We start from the raw sequence: 19376 nt of genomic DNA, 5'->3' as shown, positions 1-19376 counted from the left end.
GGGACCTGACGGGCTCACATGACGAGCCGCTGCTGCCTGCTGCTGCGCCACTCCACCATGAGCACGGTCGCGTCGTCCTGGAGCCGTCCGTGCTGGTGCTCCAGGATGGCCTGCACCAGCCGGCGCAGGGTCTCGGGCGCCGACAGGCCGTCGGCCTCGTGCCGGAGGATGAAGTCGATGAAGCGCTCCAGGCCGAACAGCTCGCCGTCCGGGCTCTGCGCCTCGATGATCCCGTCGGTGTAGAACAGCAGCCGGTCGCCGGGCTGGAGCTGGTAGCGCAGCTCCCCGGTGTACGGCCGCAGCAGGAAGCCCATCGGCGGGTCGGGCTCGCTGGACAGCGTGGCCACCTGCTGACCTTCGCGGATCACCAGCGGCGGGTGGTGCCCCCGGTTCACCCAGGTCAGCCAGCCGGTGTGCAGGTCGAGGCAGGCCAGGATGCCGGTGGCGAAGCGGCCGACGAACTGCTCGGCGATGGCCGCGTCGATCGCCTGGCCCGTGCTGACGAGATCGGCGCCCTGCCGCCGGTTGTTCCTGCTGGCCCCGACGGCGACGGTCGCCGTCAGCCCGGCGGAGGTGTCGTGGCCCATCGAGTCGAAGATCGACACGTGCAGCGCCTCGCCGTCGATGGCGTAGTCGAAGGCGTCCCCGCCCACCTCGTACGCCGGTTCGAGCACGGCGCTGACCACCACGTCGTCGTTGGCGAACGTCCCCGGCGGCAGCAGCGGCACCAGCACCTCGGCCGACAGCGTCATCGGCCGGGCGCGGATCAACCGCGAGTAGGAGTCGCTGTGCGGCCGCTTGCTGATCACCAGCAGCGCGACCAGCGAGGCGAGCTGCTGGGCCCGCCACTCGGCGACCTCGTCGTCCAGCGGCACCGTCACCCCGAGCACGCCGACCCGCTCGGTGCCGTCCAGGAGCGGCAGCCACAGCCGCCGAGCCGTGTCGCCGGGCCCGCCCGGCACGCGGACGACCTCGGCGTTGCGGAAGGCGATCCCGGCGAGGGTGCCGTCGATCCGCAGGGCCGTCAGCGCCGCGCCGGACGGGTCCCGCTGCTCCGTGATCGGGATGAGCTCCTGCTGCTGCAGGTCGGTGACGTAGATCGCGGTCTCGGAGAAGCCCGCCAGCGCGGCGTGCCCGGCGACCACGTGCGGCAGGTCCTCCATCGCGGTCAGATGGTTGGCGGACAGCATGCCGCCCAGCATCAGCTCGCCGCCACTCCGCCGCATCGGCACACCCTTCCTGAGGTCTGCCCGGAAACCTACCCATTCGAGGGGCGGTTTCTGCCCCGTTGGCCGTCGCCGACACCTCCGTACGGACCGGGCCGGCCTCACTCGGCGGCAGGCGGTCCTTCCGCGCGCTCCGCGTCAGGCGCCCGCCACCGCGCCGCGTCCTGGTACGCCTTCGCCACCGCGACGATCATGGCCGCCTGCGCCCCGGCCAGCGACCACCAGAGCATGCCGCCGCCTGCGAAGAAGGCGAACGCCGGCAGCGCGACGACCGCGAACACCCATCCGCCGACCGATCCAGGAATCCTCAAAACCGGCTCTCCCATACGTACCAGGGGCCTTCGAGGTGGGTGTATGCCGTGTGGGACTCCTCCGGCGGCGTGCCTCCGGGGCTCCAGGCGAAGCCGTACCGGTCGAGAAAGCCGGTGTCGCTCACCAGGAACCGCGCGCCGCCCGGCAGCCGTTCGATCGACGTCAGCGGGTAGAGGCCCACCCACTGGTCTTCGCGCCTGACGGTCGTGGTGTCCGCGGCGACCGTCCGGGCGAACTGCTCCAGCTCCGACTCCGACAGCGCGAACCGGGCCTCGAACGGCACCCTGGTGAACACCAGCGCGGTCATGATCACGCCCATCACCGGCGCGGCCGTCCAGCGGGCCCAGTGGCGGCGCAGCCCGGGACGTCCGTCGGAGCGCAGAAGGCCCACCGCGAACCGGGCGACCCAGACGACCACGGTGCCGACGAGGAGCGCGAGCCCCGCCAGCAGCAGTGTCAACGAACCTCCGCCCGGCACGCTCGTGTAGTCGAGCACGATCAGCCCTGCCACGGCGACCAGCGGAAGCAGCACCTTGCCTGGCGGGCCGACCAGGGCCCGGGTGAGCGCCGGTAAGGGAGGGCGCTCGGCGACGTTTTCCGACATGCCCGACAGTACCGCGATCATGTGACGCCCGCCCGGCGGGCAGCAGGCACCGGCTACAGCAGCCGGGAACGGTCCAACGCCGCCCTCTTCCGCACCTCGGCCAGGAAGACCTCCGTGTGGCGGTGGTGGTGGCGCGCCCGGCCAGGCTCCCGGCCCGGCGGGGTGTCGGCGTGCTGGGAGAAGGTCAGCCAGCAGCTGCGGATGCCGTAGAGGAGGTTCTCCAGCAGGTCGAGGGCCGGACGGGCCGGGTTGAGCGGGGTGATGGGCAGGTAGACCGTGCTGGGGCCGAGGCCGAGCTCGGGATGGTCGGTGCGGGCCTGGGCGATCAGCTCCTCGGCCACGCCGATGCGGTGCTTGGCCTCGGTGACGCCGTAGAGGTGGCCCTCGGCGACGTGCAGCGCGTTGCGGATCATCGGCATGACCGCGGCCCTGGGCGAGCCGCCGCCGCTCATCGCGGAGATCACCTCGGTGAGGCTCTCCTGGGCGGGGGCCTTGATGTTGTCGACCTCGGAGATGGTCTGCATCGGATGCAGGCCGGTGTGCCGGGCGCTGACGGTGGCGGCGGCATAGAGCCAGTGGGCCGCCGCGATCGCGGCCGCGGTGGGGTCGATCTTGGTGAACAGCGCCTCCGTGCCGAACGGATGCTGGTGCAGCAGGCTGTCGGCCTGGGCGACCTGAAGGGGCGAGGCGTCCTCGCGGCTGAGCATGACGGCCTGCTGGGCGCGCTCGCTCAGGTCGCCGAGCTCGGCGTTCTCGATGGCGGCCAGCTCGGCGGTGACGTCGGTGGCCACGCTGCCGGCCAGCGGCGCGTGGTTGATCGTGTGCAGCGTACGGCCGACGCGGTGGGCGACCTCCTCCACCCGCGTGGAGTAGAGGGTCAGCGCGCCGTTGGCCGGCCGGACGGGCGCCAGCAGGGCCGGGATGACCGAGGCGAACGCGTCGCGCTCGGCCTGCCGCTGCCAGCCGACGCTGTTGGGGCCGTGCTGGTCGGCGGCGCTGGACGGGTGGGTGTAGCAGCGCCAGCAGGCGTAGGACAGCTCCGTGAGGCTGGTGGCCAGGCGGAGCACGTCGGGGCTCGAAGGCACCTGTTCCGCCACGGTGGTGGCGATGTCGCCGATCCCCGTACCCCAGGTGGCGATGAGCGCGTGGCGTGAGTGGTCGACGGCGAACCGGGTCACGGAGGCTCCTTACAACGGGGGGTGGGGGAGCGTGATGACATGCTCAGGATGCTTGATCCGGCGTGGTCGTGGAGGGGAATTCGCATGGTTGCCGGTCCCTGATCTGCGGATTTGCCGTGATATGCGCCAGAAGATTTTTCCAGCGGACGGGCCGGTTCCCACGCCCCTGACAAGGGCCGGCACGAGCCCGTGTCAGGGGCGGGCGCGCGCCGGTGCCGCGCCGGTGCCGCGGGCCGGTCCGCGCCCGTCGTGGCGGGTCGCCGTCTCCGCCCTCGTTCCTCCGGCCCGGCCCTGTTTCGGTCCGTCACTTTCGGCGGCCAATATCCGCTGGCAGAAAAGAAACTTGGGCGCCGGTGTAATGGAACCTCACCCGGCGAAATCAAGATCATCCCCACGCGGGCGGCCGATGTGCCACCGTTTTCTTCATCCCCGGGGCGCCCGCCCATCCGGCGCAGGCCCCTGTCCAGCTGCGCGAAGGCGGGAATGTGTGGACCTAGAGACACAGATGCTCAAGTTGCTGCTGCGCCTGCGGAAGCTCAAGGCAGGCAGGCCCACCGGCGACCTCACGGCGACCACGACCGGCATCACCCGGATGCAGGCCGACATCGCCGACATCCGGACGGAGATGCGACAGGACTTCGCCGCGCTCGGCGACGAGCTGGCGGCCCTGCGCCGCCACCTGAACGACCACTTCGCGTCCAGCCGGCCGCGCTGCTGCAAGGACCCGGAGCCCGGCTGCCCGCAGGGGACGCCGGCGTACGGCCCGGACCCGATCAACAACTGACCTGCCACGCCAGGCTCAGCTCCGAGCCCTCCGCGGACCCGCACCCGTTGCCTGCCGGCGGTCGTGTCGGGTATACACGGGTTGCCACCATGTGCTTACAGCAAGTGGGACCCGGCCGCCCTCCACCACTGGGCCGGTTCCCTACCGACTACCGGCAAAGGTAGGAGTAAGTGGATGTAGAGGCGGAGATCCTGGACATCAGGCTTCGGGTCCAGGCGCTGGAGGCGACACTGTGCGCCGAGGCCGACTGCTCCGAGGCGGTGCTCGGCATCGCCGAGATGCGGGCCGACCTCGCCGAGACCCGGAGCCAGTCGGGCCAGGACGTCACGGCCCTGACCGACGAGCTGCTCGGCCTGCGCGGGCAGACCGACGAACAGTTCCAGGCGATCCGGTCGAAGATCCGCCGCCGGCTCGACCTGCTGCGCTGCGAGACCCTCGATCTGGCCATCAGGCTCGACCGCCTGCTGGAGAAGGACGACTCCTAGCGGGCGCGCCCGCCGGGGGTCAGGTGGCGGCGTGGGCCTGGCGGGTCCAGGCGGACAGCAGGCGGAGAGCGGTCTGGGAGGGGGAGCCCTCCTCGGTGGTGTGGGCGATCAACGCCTGGTCGGGGTCGTCGGGCAGGCGGAGGGTCTCGAAGCCGAGGTCGAGCCTGCCGACCACCGGGTGCAGGTAGACGTAGCGTCCGTGGGTCTTGTCCTTGAGCCGGTGTTCGGCCCACAGCTCGCGGAACTCCGGGCTGGCCGCCGACAGCTCCTCGACCAGCTCCGACGTCCGGGCGTCCGCAGGATGGCGGCCGGCGTCGAGGCGCAGGTAGGCGGCCACGTCGGCGGCCTTGGCGGGCCAGTCGGCGTACAGGTCGCGCATGCCCTCGTCCAGGAACACCAGGCGGGCCAGGTTGCGCTGGCGGGGCGGCAGCGCGCCGAAGTCGGTGATCAGCGCCGCCGCGAGGTGGTTCCAGGCCAGTACGTCGGTGTTGCGCCCGACGACGTAGGCCGGCACGTCGGCCGACGCGTCCAGCAGGCGCTGGAGGGGCGACTGGCGCACCGCCCACCACGACTTCACCACGGGCCTCGCGGCCAACCTGCGGCTGGCGGAGGCGCTACGTCCGGTCGCCGCCCGGCACGGCGTCGGAGTCGCCGAGGTGGCCATCGCGTGGGTCCTGGCCTGGCCGGGCGTCACCGGGGCCATCGTCGGCGCCCGCCGGCCCGAGCAGGTGGACGGCTGGATCGGCGCCGCCGCGGTGGACCTGACGCCGGCCGACCTGGCGGAGATCGCCGCCGCGATCACCGCCTCCGGCGCCGGCGCCGGCCCCGCCCGGCCCCGCGCGTGAGGACGGCGCCGGAGATGTCCCTCATCGTGCTGGCCCAGTACGTGGCCGCGGCCGGTCAGGAGGACCGGCTGCGGACCGCGCTCGAAGCGATGATCGAACCGTCCCTGGACGAGCCCGGCTGCCTGGCCTACCGCGCCTACGGCGACCCGAACCATCCGGCGAGCATGGTGGTGATCGAGGAGTGGGCCGGCGCCGGGGCGTGGGCGCGGCACCTGACCACGCCGCATCACCGCCATGCGGCGCAGGTGCTGGCCCTCGTCCTGGCCGAGCCGATGGTCGTGCGCACGCTCGTGACTGCCTAGCTCTACCCGAGCCCCGCCGGGCCCGATCTGACCGAGTGTCCGCAGGAGGCCGATGCGGGGGACCGGTCGGCGAACGGCTGAGGAATCGGTCCTGCCGTATGGGTTGCGGCCCGGCACCCGTCGCGTCCGGAGATGTCGGCTATTTGGTGCGTCCTTCTTTATGGCAGTTTTCGGGGCGATTGCTGAGTATGAGGGGCATGGAGCGCGTGCCGCAGGAGGACGGTGCGGCCGGGGCTCGGGAAGCCGGGCGGGCCAGGGCCGAGAAGGTTCGGCGGGTCGCCGCCGGGGGCGGGGTGCTGGTCGTCGTGGCGGTGCTGGCGTACTGGCTGGGCGGCGGCGGCAGCGGCGGGACGGCCGCGGGAGGGCCGGGCGCCACGCCGACGCCCACCGCGACGCTCACGGTGCCGGACGTCTTCCGCAGAGTCGGCCCGTCGGTCGTGGTCATCCAGGCGGGCAAGTCGCTCGGCACGGGCGTGATCGCGGCCGAGGACGGGACGATCCTGACGGCACATCACGTGGTCAAGGCCACCAAGGACATCAACCTCACGTTCGCCGACGGGACCAGGGCGAAGGCCGTCGTCGCCGCCGCGAATCCCCAGAGGGACGTCGCCGTGCTCAAGCCGGTGAAGCTGCCGGAGATCGTCGTGCCCGCGACGCTCGGCGGCGCCGTGGCCGTGGGAGCGCCGGTCGTGGCGATCGGCAATCCGCTGGGCCTGACCTACAGCGTCTCCACCGGGGTGGTGTCGGGCCTCGACCGGACCGCCGGCCGGACCGGCAAGGACGCCGGCCTGAAGGGGCTGATCCAGTTCGACGCCTCCGTCAACCCGGGCAGCTCCGGCGGCCCCCTGCTGGACGCCCGCGGGCTGGTCGTCGGGATCGTCGTCTCGATCGCCGACCCGGGCGGCGACGATGCGTTCGCCGGCATCGCGTTCGCGGTGCCGATCGGCGCGGCCCTGGGCGGCGACGACGGCGACGGCCCACCAGGCGACGGACCCCAGATCTGACCGCCACTGCCCACAGCGCCCACAGAAGGGACATCATGCCCCCGGCCCAGGCTCATCCGCTCGAACAGGTCCTCTTCGAGGTCAAACGCACCATCGTCGGCCAGGACGTGCTGCTCGAACGCATGGCCGTCGCGCTGATCGCCGACGGTCACCTGCTGGTGGAAGGCGTGCCGGGCCTGGCCAAGACCCTGGCCGTCCGGTCGCTGGCCGCGGCGATCACCGGCGGCTTCCAGCGCGTGCAGTTCACCCCCGACCTGGTCCCCGCCGACCTCGTCGGCACCCGGGTCTACCACCAGCACTCCGGCGAGTTCAGGACGGAGCTCGGCCCGGTGTTCACGAACCTGCTGCTCGCCGACGAGATCAACCGCGCCCCCGCCAAGGTGCAGAGCGCCCTGCTGGAGGTGATGCAGGAGCACCAGGTGACGATCGGCCGCGAGACGTTCCAGGTGCCGGAGCCGTTCCTGGTGATGGCGACGGAGAACCCGATCGAGTCGGAGGGCACGTACCCGCTGCCCGAGGCCCAGGTGGACCGGTTCATGATGAAGGTGGTCGTCGGCTATCCCGCCCAGAACGAGGAGCAGGCGATCGTCGAACGCGCGCTGCGTCCGCCGGACCCGCCGCAGCCGACGGTCACGACCGCCGAGCTGATGGAGATGCGGGCCCGCGCCCGGCAGGTGTACGTCGATCCGTCGATCGTCGACTACGCCGTACGCGTGGTCGCCGTGACCCGTTCGCCGGGCACGGCCGGGCTGGGGGAGCTGGAGCGGTACGTCACGTACGGGGCCAGCCCGCGCGCGTCCATCGCGCTCGTCACCGGCGCCCGCGCGCTGGCGTTCCTGCGCGGCCGCGACTACGTCCTGCCGGACGACCTGTCCGAACTCGCGCTCGACGTGCTGCGCCACCGTCTCGTCCTGTCCTACGAGGCCCTGGCGGACGACGTCGACGCCGACACGATCATCAGCAGGGTGCTCGGGGCCGTCCGGGTGCCCGACGTCGTCCTGCGGAACCGCTGAGCCGTCATGGCCACCGCCCCCGAGAAACTGCTGCTCCGCCTGGAGTGGAAGGTCGTCCGCAGGCTGGACGGCCGCCTCCAGGGCGCCCACCGCACCGCGCACCGCGGCTCCGGCGTCGACTTCACCGGCCTGCGCCGCTACGCCGACGGCGACGACGCCCGGCACATCGACTGGAACGTCACCGCCCGCCTGGACGAGCCCCATCTGCGCGTGTTCACCGAGGATCGCGAGCTGACGGTGTGGCTGGTGCTCGACCGGTCGGCCTCGATGACGGCCGGGCGGCCGGGACGCGCCAAGCACGACGTCCTGGCCGAGCTGGCGCTCGTCCTCGCCCGGCTGTTCGGGCGGGGCGGCGACCGGGTCGGGGCGCTGCTGTTCGACACCGGGATGGCGCGGGTCGTGCCGCCGGGCACGTCTCGTCGGCACGCGCTGCGGATCGGCGCCGAGCTGGAGCGCACCGCCGGCCCGCGCGCCGGCGCCACCACCGACCTGGCCCACATGCTCGACGCGGCCGGACGGCTGGCGCGCCGCCGCGCGCTCGTCGTCGTCCTGTCGGACTTCATCGGCGAGGGCGACTGGGAGCGCTCGCTCCAGCGCCTGGCCCGGCGGCACGAGGTCGTCGCCCTGCGCATCGTGGACGCGGCCGACGACGTGCTGCCCGAGGCCGGGCTGATCGTGGTCGAGGACGCCGAGACGGGCGAGCAGCTCGTCGTCGACTCCGCCGACCCGCTGCTGCGGGTCCGCTTCCGCGAGGCCGTGGACGCCCGCGACGCCCGGCTCGCGGCGGGCATGCGCCGGGCGGGGGTCCCGGTCCACCGCGTCGCCACCGACCACGACCTGACCGACACCCTCGTCGAACTCGCCGCCCGCACAGGGGAGCGGTGGCCATGACACTGTCGTCCCCGTTGTTGCTGGCCGCGGGGCTGCTCGTCACGGCGGCGCTGGCCTGGGCGGTCGTCGTCTCGGCCCGCCGCCGGAGGGAGGCGCTGGCCGCGGCCGGGGTCGCCGGGCCGGGCGGGCGCGGCGCGTACCTCGGGACCGGCCTGACGATCGCCGGGGTCGGCGTGCTCGCGGTCGCCGCCGCGGGACCGGCGGCGATGGTGCCGGTGCCGCGCACTGCGGGCACCGTCATCCTCGCCGTCGACGTCTCCAACAGCATGGGCGCCGGCGACGTCGCGCCGACCAGGCTGGCCGCCGCGCAGCGGGCGGCCCGCGCGTTCGTGGCGGCGCAGCCCGACAGCGTGGACATCGGGGTCGTCGCGTTCGAACGCGGCGCGCTCACCACCGCGCGGCCCGACGCGGACCATTCCGTCGCGCTCAGGGCCATCGACCGCCTGCGGATCACCGGCGGCACCTCGCTCGGGGCGGCCATCACGGCCTCGCTGACGGCCATCACCGGCCGGCAGGTGGTCATCGGCCGCGACGGGACGCCGCCCGACCTCGGCTACTGGCCGTCGGCCACGATCGTGATGTTCTCCGACGGCCAGAACCAGGGCGGCGACGTCGAACGGGCCGCCGCCGTGGCCCAGAAGGCGGGCGTGCGGGTCCACACCGTGGGGGTCGGCACCGCGGCCGGGGCGGCGGTCCGGGTCGACGGCTACCACCTGCAGACCTCGCTCGACGAGGACACCCTCACCACGATCGCGCGGACCACCGGCGGCGCCTACCACCCGGCCGCCGACGCCGCGCGGCTCGACGGCGTCGCCGACTTGATCGACCTGCGGCTCACCGTCTCCGACGAGCCGCTGCCGCTCGCCGGCGGGCTGATCGGGCTCGCGCTCGCGCTGCTCGCCGCGGGCGCGGCGGTCACCGTGTTCCGGTCCGGGCGGGTGATCTAAATGTCGTTGTCCTGGCCGTGGGCGCTGCTGTCGGCGCTGGTCATCCCGTTGATCTTCGCGATCCGCTGGTGGGCGGGCCGCCGGCGGCGGCGGGCGGTCGTGCGCGTCACCTCGATCGCGCTCGTACGGGCCGCGCTTCCCGGGCGTACGCGCTGGACGCGGCGCATCCCCGTGGCGCTCTTCGTCGCCGGGCTGGCGCTGCTCGCGGTGGGGGCGGCGCGGCCGCAGGCGTCGGTGCCGGTGCCGATGCGGTCGGCGACGATCCTGCTCGCGCTCGACACCTCCGGCTCCATGTGCTCCACCGACGTCGATCCCAACCGCCTCACCGCCGCCAGGAAGGCCGCCGCCGGGTTCATCGAGTCGCAGCGCGGCGGGCCGCGCATCGGCCTGGTCACCTTCGCCGGCACCGCGGGCCTGCTCGTCCCGCCCACCGACGACACCGACGCCCTGATCGCGGCCCTGGACGGGCTCACCGTCGCCCGCGGCACCGCGATCGGCCAGGCCATGCTCACCTCGATCGACGCGGTCGCCGAGGTGGACCCCTCGGTCGCCGCCACCGCCGCCACGCCGCCCGCCGCGGCCCCCGGGTACGCCGGCGCCGCGATCGTCGTGCTCACCGACGGCGCCAACACCCAGGGCGTCGACCCGCAGCGGGCCGCCCAGGAGGCGGCGTCGCGCCGCGTACGCGTGTTCACCATCGGCTTCGGCACCACGAAGGTGGTGCCGATGGTGTGCGACAACTCGCAGTTCGACGGCCGCGGCTTCGGCGACTGGGGCGGCGGGTTCGGCGGGGGCTTCGACCGGGGCCGCAACCCCCGGGTCATCGACGAGCCGGCACTCCGGCAGATCGCCCGTACGACCGGCGGCTCCTACCACCGGGCCGAGAACGCCGACCAGCTCGCGACCGCCCTCGACGCCCTTCCCGGCACCTTCACGGTCGTCCGCGAACGGGTGGACACGGCCGCCGCCTTCGCCGGGGCCGGCGCCCTGCTCGTGGTCGCGGCGCTGTCGCTCTCCCTCTGGTGGAACCGCCCGCGCCGCGCCTGACCCGCGGCGGGCGGCCTAGTCGAGAGCCGTCGCCGACCGTTCGGCCAGCCGTTCGTGGCGCTGCCGGGCGGCCTGCGCGGTGCCGAGGCCGAGCCCGAAGGCGATCCCCTGCCAGGTCATGCCGCGCCCACGGGCCATCGCCAGCAGCCCGGCCTCCAGCGCGTCCAGCTCTCCGCGGACCAGCGGGACGAGGCTCAACGCCGCGGTGATGTCGGCCTGGTCCACCTCGGGCTCGCCGTCGTCGAGCTGCGCGGCCCCGCTGAGCAGGAACGACACCAGCCTGACGGCCTCGTGCGGCCCGATGACCGACGGGTGCGCCTGCCTGAGCCGCTGCTCGTCGGTGGCCGCGTGCCGCTCGGCGATCCGGAACAGGGACGCGTGCACCCGCTGGGCGCGCGCCTGCTCGGGGTCCGGCGGGGAGAAGGGGTGATCGATCGACATGGAGGCAACGATGTCGTGGGAACCGATTGATGTCAACAGCTTGTTTTGAACGAACTGTTCAACAGATGAAGTGTCGTTTGAAGGTTTCAGAGGGTCGTCCAAGGATTTCAGCGGCAAGGATTACACCGAAAGTTCAACGATAGCGTTGAAGGCATGGATATCAAGGACATCGCCTGGCCGGTCGATGGCGCGGGTGTCTCGGCGTTCCTGGGGACGCTCCCCGCCAGGCCGCTGCTGCTCGGCCTCGGCGAGGCCCGGCACTTCGTGGGAGAACTGGGCGAGCTGCGCAACGAGATCTTCCGGCACCTCGTCGAGAACGAGGGCTACCGGTCGTTCGCCATCGAGAGCGACTGCCTCAAGGGCCTCCTGGTGGACGACTACGTCACGACCGGCGCCGGCACCCTCGACGACGTCATGGACCGCGGCTTCAGCCACGGTTTCGGCGCCCTGCCGGCCAACCGCGAGCTCGTCCGCTGGATGCGCGCCCACAACGAGGAGCACGACGAGAAGCTGCGCTTCTTCGGGATCGACGGCCCGCTGGAGTACTGGGCGGCGAGCCCGCGCGAGGCGCTCACCGGCCTGTACGACCTGCTCGACGGCCCGCTCCCCGCCGCGGTGGCGACCAGGGAGACCCTCGACACGCTGCTGGGCCCGGACGACCGGTGGTCCGACGAGGCCACGGCCATGGACCCGGCGAAGTCGATCGGCCAGTCCGCCGACGCCCAGCGGCTCCGGGTGATCGCCGACGACCTGGCGGCGCTGCTCGACACGCAGACGCCGCAGCTCACCGCGCGCGACAGGGAACGCGCGCACTTGTACGCGCGCACCGCCACCGGCCTGCTGCGCTACCACCACTGGATGGCCGACGCCTCCCCGGCACGCTGGACCCGGCTGTCGGCCCTGCGGGACGCGATGATGGCGGCCAACCTGCGTGCCGTCGCCGAGCACGGCCCGACCCTGGTCTTCTCCTCCAACCTGCACCTCCAGCGCGACAAGACGTTCATGCCGTTCGGCGACCAGCGGCTGGAGTGGTGGAGCGCGGGGGCGATCGCCGCCGCCCACCTGGGCGACCGGTACGCCTACCTGGCCTCCGCCTTCGGCACGACCGGCGACGACACCCCGCCGCCGGACACCGTCGAGGGCGTGTTGTCCGCGCTGCCGTGGGACCACGCGGTGATCGACGCCCGCCGCCTGGCCGGGATCGTCGCCGGCCCGGCGCGGCGCGTGTCCCAGGATTTCGCCTACTTCCCGCTGGACCCCTCCCACCTCGGCGCGATCGACGGCGTCGTCTTCCTCAAGCAGGTCGGCGCCTGGGGGTGACCGTCCTGGGGCGGACAGCACGATGGTCCCTCCCCGCGGGGAGGGACCATCAGGTTGACGCGGATGGGAAGAGGGACGACCTACTCGGAGGTCTCCCAGGGCATCGGCATGTCGCCCATCTCCCGGTAGGAACGTTCCATGTACGGGTCGTCCATCATGTCCTCAGGCTGAGGCTCGTAGGACTCGTCCATGGGGCGGCCCATGTCCCGCTCGTCCTTGTCCGCGTCCTCGGAGACACATCCCGATTCGGCGGTCCTGCCGTCGTACGGCTTCTTGCCCGGCGGGCACTGGTGGTCGTAGCCGTGGTCGTACCTGTGGTCGTACCCGTGGTCGTCACCGTGGTGACGGCCGTGGCCGTGGCCGTGGTGGTGATGCGGCTTCTTGCCGGGCCGGCAGTGGCGGTCCTTGCCCGGCCGGCACGGGTGGTGCGGGTTCTTCGACTTCTGCACGACCCGGATCGTCGCCCTGGCCGGACCGGACGTCAGGCCGTCCGCCCTGGCCACCGCGGTGTTGGTGACGGTGAAGCGGCAGCCCTTGCGGCAGTCCTTCTTGCCGCCGGGACGGCTCGGCACGACGAAGACGCCCGTGCACGTGGTGGTCTCGCCCGGCTCCAGGGTGGTCGTCCGGCAGACGATGTTCGTCACCCGGTCGTCCTCGATCCGCAGGTTCCGCAGCGTCTCGTCGGAGTTGTTCCTGACCTCGTAGCGGTAGGTGACCCGGTCGCCGGGCCGGTACGTGCGGGTGTCGTCCACGCTCTTGTCCAGCAGCAGCGTCCCGCGCTCGCCCATGACGTCGATGGTGGCCTCCGACGGCGGCGAGCTCACCTCCGTGTCGTCGATCAGGCCCACCGCGGTGGCGGTGTTGGTGACCGAGCCGTGGGCGGCGTCCTCCTCGGTGACCGTGTAGGTGCCCGTGCAGATCGTGGACTCGCCGGGCTCCAGGGTGGTGGTCTCGCAGACGATGTCCGACACCCGGTTGTCGTCGATCCGCAGGTCGGTCACGATCTCGTCGAACGTGTTCCGCACGACGTAGCGGTAGGTGACCCGGTCGCCGGGGCGGTACGTGCGGGAGTCGTCCACGCGCTTGTCCAGCTCCAGCATCCCGCGCTCGTCCGTGACACCGATGGTGACCTCGGACGGCGGCGAGCTGACCTCCTCACCGTCGGCCCGGCCCAGCGCGGTGGCGGTGTTGGTGACCGAGCCGCGCTCGGCGTCCTCCTCCGTGACCGTGTACGAGCCGCGGCAGATGACCCGCTCGCCCACGTTCAAGGTGGTCTGCGGGCAGGTGACCTCTTCGACGACGTCGTCGTCCACCATCAGGTCGGTGATGTTCATGTTGCCGGTGTTGGTGACCACGTACTCGTAGGGCACCTCCGTGCCCACCGGCACCGGGTCGGGCAGGTCGGCGTCCTCGGCGACGCGCTTGGTGAGCGACAGCTCGGGCCGCTCGGCCACCGGACGGACGACCACGTTCCGGATCAGGTGCACATCGGTGAACAGACCGGTGGACGCACCGAAACCGAACTTGTAGGTCTCCGGGACCGGCTGCGGCGCGGGCAGGGACAGCACCTCCTGCATCCCGTTGCCGTCGTTGAAGTCGATCGAGATGGTGACCTCGGGGTTCGGCGCCGGAGTGATCCGGACGTTGACCGTGCGCTTCGACTCCTCCAGCACGGCCTGGGCCGCCCGCGGGTCGTTGGGCACGGTCCGCGTGGGCCCCTGCAGGCTGCCCGGCAGCGTCGAGGGCCACGGCCCGGTCGTGCTGAAGTTGCTGGTGGTGGCGGTCACGAAGCAGTAGCCCGCGGTGCCGTTGCCGGGCCCGCGCACCGTCACCATGTTCGGCCCGGGAGCCGGGACGCGGAACCCGGTGCCGGCCGGTGAGCGCTCGGCGCAGGTGCGGCCGCGCTGCTCCCAGTCCCCGAAGTAGTTGCCGAGGACGTCCAGGCCGATGCCGATGTAGCCGCGGTTGACCCCGGGCTCGAACGGGTTCGCCGGGTCGTCGTCGGGCAGCTTCTGGGCGTAGCCGAGGCTGCCGCCGAACGCGCCGGGACGGTCCAGCGTGGCCGCGCCGTCGATCAGGAAGAAGGAGATGCCGTCAGCGGGCACCGCCGTGGTGTTGCCGTACTGCCACTGCTCGAACGTCACGTCCAGGCCCTCTTCGGCCGGGATCGGCTCGTTGTAGAGGGCGGCCGCCGTCTGGTCCAGATCGGCGCTGGTGAGCTGGAGATAGCCGTACGGGGCTGCTCCGGTCGGCGGGACGGGGCCCGTCGCGTTGGCGGGGCAGCCCCCGAGCGGATGGTCGCCGGGCCCGGCGGGCGGAGCCGCCGGCGCGCCGGTCAGACAGGCCGATCCCACCCCGATGAACTGCGGGATCGCGGTGGCCCCGGTGAAGTCCTCCTCGACCAGCGGAACCGGCTGCGCGGCTGCTGGACGGGCAGGTTGAAGCGCGACAGACACCGCGCTCAGAAGGAGCATGGTGGAAATGGCCGCACGTTTAGGACCAGATGAGCTGTTTCCCGGCCCCGCAGGGCCAGATCGTATCTTCACGAATACCGAAGGTAACCATGCGCACTTGTGAACAGCCCGATCGACATAGCAAATGATCAACCAGGAATGACTACAGGGATTCCGGGGCGCGGTGGCAGCGCGTTCGGCCTGGTCACGCGCGCTTTGACAATAGGCAGGTAAATACCTGCATAATGGACGGTGTGAGCCTCGAAGCGACAGCCGTGGATCTCGTCTTCAAGGCGCTGGCCGACCCCACCCGGCGCCTCCTGCTCGACCGACTGCGCGAGCACAACGGCCAGACGCTGCGCGAACTGTGCGAACGCCTGGACATGGCCCGCCAATCGGCGACCCAGCATCTGAACGTGCTTGAGCAGGCCGCCCTCGTCACCGTCGTCCGGCGCGGACGGGAACGGCTCCACTACCTCAACCCGGCGCCCATCCACGAGATCCAGGAGCGCTGGATCTCGGAGTTCGACCGGCCCCGGCTGCAAGCGATCAACGCCATCAAGAACCAGGCAGAGGAGTACGCCATGAGCGACGCACCCACGACCGTGCCGACCTACGTCTACGTCACCTACATCCGCGCGAGCGCCGAGCAGGTCTGGCGCGCCCTGACGGACGCGGACCTGACGGCGCGCTACTGGGGACACGCCAACGTCTCGGACTGGCAGCCGGGATCGCCCTGGGAGCACCGGCGCGCCGACGGGTCGGACGTCGTCGACGTCGTCGGCGAGGTGATCGAGGCCGAGCCCCCGGCCCGCCTGGTCGTCACGTTCGACGACGCCGCCGGCACGGAACCGGCGCGGAAGGCGTCGGTCGTCACCTTCCTCATCGAGCCGCACCAGGACATCGTCCGGCTCACCGTGACCCACGAGGACCTGCCCAACCAGGCGATGCACGACGGCATCGCGCAGGGATGGCCGGCCGTGCTGGCCAACCTCAAGTCGCTGCTGGAGACCGGCGAGGTCCTCCCGCAGGCGCCGTGGGAGATGCACCGGGCACACGCCTGACGCCCCGGCCGACACGACCGCAGAAAGAGGAGAACGTGCTGGACACCATCCCGCTCAGGGACGCCTACCGTGCCCTGCTGGACGCCGCCGCCACGGTGGCCGGCTCCGGCGACGGCGGCACCGTCCCACCGGCCGGCGAGTGGACCGCCGACCAGATCCTGGCGCACGTCGCCATCGTCACCGCGACCACCATCGCCGCCGCCTCCTCGGTGGCCTCGGGGACGAACACCACCTACGACAACCGCACCGCCCAGGACACCTGGACCATCGAGCGCGTCATCGCCCGCGCCGGCGGCAACGCGGGGCTCCGGGAGCGCGTCCGCCGCCAGGGGGACGCCCTCTGCGCGCTCGGCGGGCCGGCGCTGAGCGAGGCCGAACTCGACACGCCGGTGCCCACCCTGCTGCTGTCCAACGGCACGGTCCTGGTCGATCAGGCCGTGCCCCTGAGGGACCTCCTCACCGGCCTCGCCGACGTGGAGCTGCCCGCCCACACCGCGCAGCTCCTGGCCCTGCGCTGAGGCCGGCGCCGCTCCCGGCACGGGGACGCGGGGTTCAGAGGCGCAGGTTCGACGTCCAGCGGGCGAGCTGGGCGTCGATCTCCGCCCTGGTCCGGGGGTGACCGGGGGCGTCCGGACGGCGCTGCCAGGGGTGCGGCCCGGCGGCCGGCCGGTACTCCACGCCCAGCGCGTCAAGACGTCTCTCGTGCACGGCGAGCCGCGCCAGGAAGTCCTCGAAGTCGCGCTCGCCGCTCCACATCGCCTCGGCGAAGGCGGCCAGCCGCGGGAAGGCCATGTAGTCGAGCAGCCGGGGGGAGTCGATGTGCTCGGTCCACAGAGCGGCCTGCGCGCCGAGGATCCGGTCGCGCTCCCCTTCGCCCAGACCGCCCGGGACGGGGTCGAAGGCGTGCACCGCCCGCAGGGACGTCACGCTGCCGATCGGCACCGGCTCCTCGTCGCCGTCGGCCTGGCGGAAGTCCAGGTACGTCTCGCTGAACGGCGAGACGACCACGTCGTGACCGGCCCGCACGGCCAGCACCGCGCACTTGGCGCCGCGCCAGGCCGCGACGGTGACGCCGGGCGGCAGGCCGCCTTCCAGGAGCTCGTCCCAGCCGAGCGGCCTGCGCCCGCGGGCCAACAGGTAGTCGGTGAAGTGGCGCATGAGCCAGGTCTGCAGCTCGTCGGCGTCGTGCAGGCCGAGCTCCCGGATGCGCTCCTTGGCCGGGACGCTCTCGTTCCACTGGGTCTTCGGCACCTCGTCGCCGCCGACGCAGACGTACCGGCCGGGGAAGAGCTCCAGGACCTCGTCCAGGACGTCGGTGAAGAAGGCGATCGTGCCGTCGGCGACGTTGAGCACGTTCTCGCCGACCCCCCACTCGGTGCGGACCGGCAGGCGGTCGTCGAGGTTGCCGAGCTCGGGGTAGGCGGCGATGGCGGCCTGCGTGTGGCCGGGCAGGTCGATCTCCGGCACGACCGTGACGAACCGGTCGGCGGCGTAGGAGACGATCTCGCGGATGTCGTCCTGGCTGTAGAAGCCGCCGTGCGGGCGCCCGTCGAATCGCTGATGCCGCGCGGCGCCCACCGGTGACTCGCGCCGCCAGGCGCCGATCTCCGTGAGTTTGGGGTACTTCCTGATCTCCAGCCGCCAGCCCTGGTCGTCGGTCAGGTGCAGGTGCAGGACGTTGAGCTTGTGCGCGGCCAGCAGGTCGATGTACCGCAGCAGGTCGTTCTTCGGCAGGAAGTGCCTGGCCACGTCGATGAGGCAGCCGCGCCAGCCGTACTGCGGAGCGTCGGCGATCTCGACCGCGGGGATGCTCCACGACCTGTCCCCGGTGCGTCCGGCCCGGAAGGCGGCGGGGTCGAGCAGCTGGCGCAGCGTCTGCGCCCCGTAGAAGGCGCCGGCCGGGCCCGTCGCCTCGATCAGCACCGACCCGGTCGTGGCGGTGAGCCGGTACTCCTCGGGCCCGAGGCCCGCGACGAGCCGGAATTCCACCCCGCCGGGCCCCTCCTGGAGCGGCAGGCCGGTGGCCGGGGTGAGGGCCCCGCGCAGCCATTCCGCGGCCCTGGCCAGCGCCGGGTCGGCGGACAGCGGGGTCGTGGCGGTGAAGGTGAACCGGCCTTCGCCGGGCGCGCGGCGGGCGGGCGCCGGGATCGTCGCGTTCACAGGGCCTGCACGGTACGGGTCTCGCGGGCGCGCTCGGCGGCCCAGACGACCAGGTGCCCGGCCAGGGCCTCGGCCGGGCCGGCGCCCAGCGGCGCCTGGTCCCCGGCGGCGACGGCGTCGATGAACGCCTTGGTGAGGCCCCCGTCGCCGCCGCCGTGGCCGTCGGCGAGCGACGCGCCCGCCGTCGTCTGGGTGTCGATCCGCTCCTCGGCGCCGGTCACGAAGTCGACGACCCTGATCTCGCGCCCGTCGCCCTCGGCGTACCCGCGGGTGCCGAAGATCCGGGTCCTGCGGTGCTCCAGCGGCGTGAACGCCGTCATGGTGAACGACACGGTCGTGCCCTTCGCGAACTCCAGCGTGACCACCTGCTGGTCGACCACGTCGTTGTCGCAGTCGTAGACACAGCGGCCGTACGGGCCGGTCTCCAGCGCGTGCGTGACGCCCGCCACGGTGGCGTCGGACGTGACGGCGCCGAGCGGCCAGAACTCCCGGCGCGGGTTGCCGAGGCAGCTCAGGTAGAGACGCTTGGCGGAGTAGGCGCACTCCGGCTCGACGGCGCAGCTCACGCAACGCGTGCTCGCCCCCTCGGGCCGGTTCTCCGGCCGGAAGTGCGTCAGCGAGCCGAAGGACGACACCGCGACCGGCTGCTCGCCGAGGATGTGGAGCAACCAGTCGATGTCATGACAGGACTTGGTCAGCAGCATCGGCCCCGATTCGGCCGCGTTCCGCCAGGAGCCCCGCACGAAGGAGTGGGCCATGTGCCACCAGCCCACCGGCTCCAGGTGCTGCACGCTGGAGACCGTGCCCAGCCTGCCGCTGTCCAGCAGCTCCTTGAACGCCCTGGTGTAGGCCGTGTAACGGAGCACGTGACAGACCGCGAACAGCACGCCGTTGCGCTCGACCGCCTCGACGATCCGGCGGGCCTCCGGCTCCGTCGGCGCCATGGGCTTCTCCAGCAGGATGGCGTAACCGAGGTCGGCGAAGGCCACGGCCGGATCGGCGTGCAACCGGTCCTGGGTCGCGATGACCACGGCGTCCGCGAGCTTCGGCACGGCGGCCAGTTCGTCCCATCCGGTGAAGCAGGCGCTGTCCGGCAGGCCGTGTTCGGCGGCCACCTTGGCCCGGCGGGCCGGGTCCGGGTCGGCCACTGCCACGATGCGGGCCCGGCCGTCCGCGGCGGCGGCCCTGGCGTAGATCTGGCCGCGCGATCCGGCCCCGACGATGGCGATGGTCACTGTCATTTCGCAAACTCCTTTATGAAGGTCTCCATAGATAGTCACGAGAATGACCTTGCCGTCAA

21 protein-coding genes are annotated in these 19376 nt (G+C 72.4%); 12 read left to right on the top strand and 9 right to left on the bottom strand.

All coding sequences use genetic code 11. From position 1 onward, the window contains the following. Positions 1 to 14: 14 nt before the first annotated feature. From ABT158_RS36695 to ABT158_RS36680, 4 genes are all read right to left on the bottom strand, one after another. Positions 15 to 1226, bottom strand: a complete 1212-nt coding sequence (locus tag ABT158_RS36695) for a PP2C family protein-serine/threonine phosphatase (protein ID WP_352361546.1) — start codon at positions 1224 to 1226, stop codon at positions 15 to 17. Between the two features lie 101 nt (positions 1227 to 1327). Beyond that, the gene (locus ABT158_RS36690) at positions 1328 to 1537 is read right to left on the bottom strand and encodes a hypothetical protein (RefSeq protein ID WP_352361544.1); all 210 of its coding nucleotides are present in this window, start codon (positions 1535 to 1537) and stop codon (positions 1328 to 1330) included. After that, positions 1534 to 2142 carry a hypothetical protein gene (locus ABT158_RS36685; protein WP_352361542.1) on the bottom strand — a complete coding sequence of 203 codons (609 nt, stop codon included), beginning with the start codon at positions 2140 to 2142 and terminating at the stop codon, positions 1534 to 1536. Before ABT158_RS36685 ends, ABT158_RS36690 begins: the two co-directional genes overlap by 4 nt. Before the next feature lie 53 nt (positions 2143 to 2195). Next, positions 2196 to 3320, bottom strand: a complete 1125-nt coding sequence (locus tag ABT158_RS36680) for a hypothetical protein (RefSeq protein ID WP_352361540.1) — start codon at positions 3318 to 3320, stop codon at positions 2196 to 2198. Between the two features lie 487 nt (positions 3321 to 3807). On the opposite strand from ABT158_RS36680, the gene ABT158_RS36675 reads away from it, so the two are divergent. Together ABT158_RS36675 and ABT158_RS36670 are read left to right on the top strand one after the other, a co-directional pair. Next, complete coding sequence (locus tag ABT158_RS36675; protein WP_352361538.1) at positions 3808 to 4104, top strand: hypothetical protein; 297 nt, start codon at positions 3808 to 3810, stop codon at positions 4102 to 4104. Between the two features lie 170 nt (positions 4105 to 4274). Continuing rightward, positions 4275 to 4589, top strand: a complete 315-nt coding sequence (locus ABT158_RS36670) for a hypothetical protein (protein ID WP_352361536.1) — start codon at positions 4275 to 4277, stop codon at positions 4587 to 4589. A gap of 19 nt (positions 4590 to 4608) precedes the next feature. On the opposite strand, the gene ABT158_RS36665 is transcribed toward ABT158_RS36670, so the two are convergent. Then, on the bottom strand, positions 4609 to 5166 hold the full coding sequence (locus ABT158_RS36665; RefSeq protein ID WP_352361534.1) for an MmyB family transcriptional regulator: 558 nt from the start codon (positions 5164 to 5166) through the stop codon (positions 4609 to 4611). A gap of 19 nt (positions 5167 to 5185) precedes the next feature. Between ABT158_RS36665 and ABT158_RS36660 the strand changes: the two genes are divergently transcribed. The 7 genes from ABT158_RS36660 (at position 5186) to ABT158_RS36630 (ending at position 10638) form a co-directional block, all read left to right on the top strand. After that, positions 5186 to 5434 (top strand): aldo/keto reductase, encoded by a 249-nt coding sequence (locus tag ABT158_RS36660; protein WP_352361781.1) that lies wholly within the window; start codon positions 5186 to 5188, stop codon positions 5432 to 5434. 14 nt (positions 5435 to 5448) lie between these two features. After that, on the top strand, positions 5449 to 5736 hold the full coding sequence (locus ABT158_RS36655; RefSeq protein WP_352361532.1) for a putative quinol monooxygenase: 288 nt from the start codon (positions 5449 to 5451) through the stop codon (positions 5734 to 5736). Positions 5737 to 5933: 197 nt separating this feature from the next. Further along, positions 5934 to 6740 carry a S1C family serine protease gene (locus tag ABT158_RS36650; RefSeq protein WP_352361530.1) on the top strand — a complete coding sequence of 269 codons (807 nt, stop codon included), beginning with the start codon at positions 5934 to 5936 and terminating at the stop codon, positions 6738 to 6740. A 35-nt stretch (positions 6741 to 6775) separates the two neighbouring features. Next, entirely contained in the window at positions 6776 to 7753 is a 978-nt protein-coding gene (locus ABT158_RS36645; RefSeq protein WP_352361528.1) for an AAA family ATPase, read from the top strand. Between the two features lie 6 nt (positions 7754 to 7759). After that, positions 7760 to 8644: a DUF58 domain-containing protein gene (locus ABT158_RS36640; RefSeq protein ID WP_352361526.1), complete on the top strand. Its 885-nt coding sequence runs from the start codon at positions 7760 to 7762 to the stop codon at positions 8642 to 8644. After that, positions 8641 to 9591, top strand: a complete 951-nt coding sequence (locus tag ABT158_RS36635; RefSeq protein WP_352361524.1) for a vWA domain-containing protein — start codon at positions 8641 to 8643, stop codon at positions 9589 to 9591. The genes ABT158_RS36640 and ABT158_RS36635 overlap by 4 nt, the downstream gene beginning before the upstream one ends. Continuing rightward, entirely contained in the window at positions 9592 to 10638 is a 1047-nt protein-coding gene (locus ABT158_RS36630) for a VWA domain-containing protein (protein WP_352361522.1), read from the top strand. Between the two features lie 15 nt (positions 10639 to 10653). On the opposite strand, the gene ABT158_RS36625 is transcribed toward ABT158_RS36630, so the two are convergent. Beyond that, entirely contained in the window at positions 10654 to 11079 is a 426-nt protein-coding gene (locus tag ABT158_RS36625; protein WP_352361520.1) for a DNA-binding protein, read from the bottom strand. A gap of 153 nt (positions 11080 to 11232) precedes the next feature. Between ABT158_RS36625 and ABT158_RS36620 the strand changes: the two genes are divergently transcribed. Then, the gene (locus ABT158_RS36620; RefSeq protein WP_352361518.1) at positions 11233 to 12399 is read left to right on the top strand and encodes an erythromycin esterase family protein; all 1167 of its coding nucleotides are present in this window, start codon (positions 11233 to 11235) and stop codon (positions 12397 to 12399) included. Positions 12400 to 12479: 80 nt separating this feature from the next. Here ABT158_RS36620 and ABT158_RS36615 read toward each other — a convergent pair whose 3' ends face one another. Then, the gene (locus ABT158_RS36615) at positions 12480 to 14855 is read right to left on the bottom strand and encodes a CLIPPER-2 domain-containing protein (protein ID WP_352361517.1); all 2376 of its coding nucleotides are present in this window, start codon (positions 14853 to 14855) and stop codon (positions 12480 to 12482) included. A 251-nt stretch (positions 14856 to 15106) separates the two neighbouring features. On the opposite strand from ABT158_RS36615, the gene ABT158_RS36610 reads away from it, so the two are divergent. Continuing rightward, the gene (locus ABT158_RS36610; protein ID WP_352361515.1) at positions 15107 to 15916 is read left to right on the top strand and encodes an ArsR/SmtB family transcription factor; all 810 of its coding nucleotides are present in this window, start codon (positions 15107 to 15109) and stop codon (positions 15914 to 15916) included. Between the two features lie 35 nt (positions 15917 to 15951). Next, positions 15952 to 16434: a hypothetical protein gene (locus ABT158_RS36605; protein WP_352361513.1), complete on the top strand. Its 483-nt coding sequence runs from the start codon at positions 15952 to 15954 to the stop codon at positions 16432 to 16434. A gap of 34 nt (positions 16435 to 16468) precedes the next feature. On the opposite strand, the gene ABT158_RS36600 is transcribed toward ABT158_RS36605, so the two are convergent. Then, a complete protein-coding gene (locus ABT158_RS36600; protein WP_352361511.1) occupies positions 16469 to 18076 on the bottom strand; it encodes a beta-N-acetylhexosaminidase in 1608 nt (535 codons plus the stop codon). Continuing rightward, the gene (locus tag ABT158_RS36595) at positions 18073 to 19317 is read right to left on the bottom strand and encodes a Gfo/Idh/MocA family protein (RefSeq protein WP_352361509.1); all 1245 of its coding nucleotides are present in this window, start codon (positions 19315 to 19317) and stop codon (positions 18073 to 18075) included. Before ABT158_RS36595 ends, ABT158_RS36600 begins: the two co-directional genes overlap by 4 nt. Between the last annotated feature and the right edge of the window lie 59 nt (positions 19318 to 19376).

The organism is Nonomuraea sp. NPDC001636 (assembly GCF_040298265.1).
In the GTDB taxonomy this organism is placed as follows: Bacteria; Actinomycetota; Actinomycetes; order Streptosporangiales; family Streptosporangiaceae; genus Nonomuraea.
The sequence above is the reverse complement of the archived record's forward strand: the minus strand, read 5'-3'. Positions and strand labels throughout refer to the sequence as shown.

Excerpts from the sequence above, each read along its gene's own strand:
- ABT158_RS36695 (WP_352361546.1), bottom strand. The coding sequence starts at position 1,226 with ATGCGGCGGAGTGGCGGCGAGCTGATGCTGGGCGGCATGCTGTCCGCC.
- ABT158_RS36685 (WP_352361542.1), bottom strand. The coding sequence starts at position 2,142 with ATGTCGGAAAACGTCGCCGAGCGCCCTCCCTTACCGGCGCTCACCCGG.
- ABT158_RS36655 (WP_352361532.1), top strand. The coding sequence starts at position 5,449 with ATGTCCCTCATCGTGCTGGCCCAGTACGTGGCCGCGGCCGGTCAGGAG.
- ABT158_RS36650 (WP_352361530.1), top strand. The coding sequence starts at position 5,934 with ATGGAGCGCGTGCCGCAGGAGGACGGTGCGGCCGGGGCTCGGGAAGCC.
- ABT158_RS36645 (WP_352361528.1), top strand. The coding sequence starts at position 6,776 with ATGCCCCCGGCCCAGGCTCATCCGCTCGAACAGGTCCTCTTCGAGGTC.
- ABT158_RS36640 (WP_352361526.1), top strand. The coding sequence starts at position 7,760 with ATGGCCACCGCCCCCGAGAAACTGCTGCTCCGCCTGGAGTGGAAGGTC.
- ABT158_RS36635 (WP_352361524.1), top strand. The coding sequence starts at position 8,641 with ATGACACTGTCGTCCCCGTTGTTGCTGGCCGCGGGGCTGCTCGTCACG.
- ABT158_RS36630 (WP_352361522.1), top strand. The coding sequence starts at position 9,592 with ATGTCGTTGTCCTGGCCGTGGGCGCTGCTGTCGGCGCTGGTCATCCCG.
- ABT158_RS36625 (WP_352361520.1), bottom strand. The coding sequence starts at position 11,079 with ATGTCGATCGATCACCCCTTCTCCCCGCCGGACCCCGAGCAGGCGCGC.
- ABT158_RS36620 (WP_352361518.1), top strand. The coding sequence starts at position 11,233 with ATGGATATCAAGGACATCGCCTGGCCGGTCGATGGCGCGGGTGTCTCG.
- ABT158_RS36595 (WP_352361509.1), bottom strand. The coding sequence starts at position 19,317 with ATGACAGTGACCATCGCCATCGTCGGGGCCGGATCGCGCGGCCAGATC.